This is a genomic window from Helicobacter mehlei (assembly GCF_003660265.1).
Classification (GTDB): domain Bacteria; phylum Campylobacterota; class Campylobacteria; order Campylobacterales; family Helicobacteraceae; genus Helicobacter; species Helicobacter mehlei.
The window spans coordinates 1-1,550 of sequence record NZ_QXQP01000054.1 but is presented as its reverse complement, the minus strand read 5'-3'; the positions used below and the strand labels follow the sequence as shown (position 1 = coordinate 1,550).

At 38.5% G+C, this 1,550-nt stretch carries 2 protein-coding genes; both read left to right on the top strand.

Annotated elements, in window-relative coordinates:
• The first annotated feature begins 493 nt into the window (after positions 1 to 493).
• Entirely contained in the window at positions 494 to 1,078 is a 585-nt protein-coding gene (locus EAO36_RS08175; RefSeq protein WP_120948765.1) for a P-loop NTPase family protein, read from the top strand.
• Positions 1,059 to 1,316, top strand: coding sequence for a ribbon-helix-helix domain-containing protein (locus EAO36_RS08170; protein ID WP_120948756.1), 258 nt, complete (start codon positions 1,059 to 1,061; stop codon positions 1,314 to 1,316). The genes EAO36_RS08175 and EAO36_RS08170 overlap by 20 nt, the downstream gene beginning before the upstream one ends.
• Positions 1,317 to 1,550 lie beyond the last annotated feature (234 nt).

Sequence of the window (1,550 nt, the reverse complement as noted above, 5' to 3'; positions counted from 1 at the left end):
ATTCATGCCAACATAGTAGCACCTAGAAACTTAAAATCATATAAAAAATTTATAGAGAATTATAGGATATTATAGAATTTATCTTGCTGTTTCTAGCCCCCTCTGTGTTTAAGGCTTTAGGGATAGAAAAAGGTTTGAAAGCCATGTCAAAAACTCCCCTTCTAAGATTTCTTGTGCTCTCATTATATCCTTTTGTTGCGTGCTTTTGTTGCCTCCGCACAAAATTTGCCCCTTAATCCTTGCTATGGTTTAAAACAAGTCATATGGAAATCCAAACATCATCAATCGATGGCGTGGGATTTTACTTTGCAAAGGCTATAGCAAGCCCGCACACTTGTTATATAATATTGTCCATCTATATTTAACACAATTAAAAATATAATTCATTTGATTAATCAAAATCTTAAATATTTTTTAATGGATTAAATATTATACTTATTTAGTCGGCGATGCATCTATGCAAGTAACCCAGAAAAATCAAAACGAGGTGCTTATGATTCTCTCCACCATCAACAAGAAAGGCGGGGTGGGTAAGACCGCCTTTAGTTTCTCCATTGCTAAAGATTTAGATTTGTTCTTGCAAAGCAATGACTCTTCTATCATTGAGAGCATTTACCCTGATAAAGCTAAGATTAGCACCCGCCCCTCTTTGATCGACAATTGTGTCTATGACTTTGGGGGCTTTATCCAAAGCGGGGTTTTAGACATCGCTCAAGCTAGCCAAGCCATCATCATTCCCTGCACCCCTCTTTACAACGCCCTACTAAAGACCATTGAAACCATCCAAGAGTTGCAAGCTTTAAAAGTGCCCTTAATGGTTCTCATCACGGATTACCAAAGCCTAGAGGAAAAAGAACAAGCTAGCTCTACCTTACAATCTAACTTCACAGACTTAAACTTTTTCTTTTTTAAACGCTCTAAGATTGTAGAAAACTCTATGCGTAAAGGGCTGAGCTTCAAAGAGCTCTTTTTACAAACCCCACTCTCTAGACTCCATTACAAGACTTTCATCACAGAATACCAACGCCTTTTAGACACTTTGACACAAGGAGCAATCAATGAGCGAAAACACCCCTAAAACCATTCAAGACGCTTTAAAGAATGCCAGCAATGCCCAAGAGAACACCTTTAAGGCCAAAGACAAAGCTAAACCGGGCAGAAAGCCCCTACCTCCCCACTTAAAACAAAACCACACCATCACTTTTTACTTGTCCCAAGAGGAATACGACACCCTCAAAGCTCTAGCTGATCAAGAAGCCGATAGTGTGAGTTTTTTTGTGAAACGCTATGTGTTGAAGCATTTAATAAGAGGGTAAAGACAATCCTTGACTTCCAAGCATGCAAATATAATTTTAGGGATAAAGTGCTTAAACTACAGATTGCGCGCCTAGAGATTAGGCGAGCTTAAATCACTCACGGAGAAAATTTATATGAAAATATTAAGAACATGGTTATATTTTTTAGCCTGCTTTCTAGCATCCTTACATGCTATGGACGATCGCAAAGCGATGGAACAGGTCAAACAGTGGTTGCGTGATTTTGTGCCCAAA

Coding starts and splice junctions, on each gene's coding strand:
- EAO36_RS08175 (WP_120948765.1), top strand. CDS start 494: ATGATTCTCTCCACCATCAACAAGAAAGGCGGGGTGGGTAAGACCGCC.
- EAO36_RS08170 (WP_120948756.1), top strand. CDS start 1,059: ATGAGCGAAAACACCCCTAAAACCATTCAAGACGCTTTAAAGAATGCC.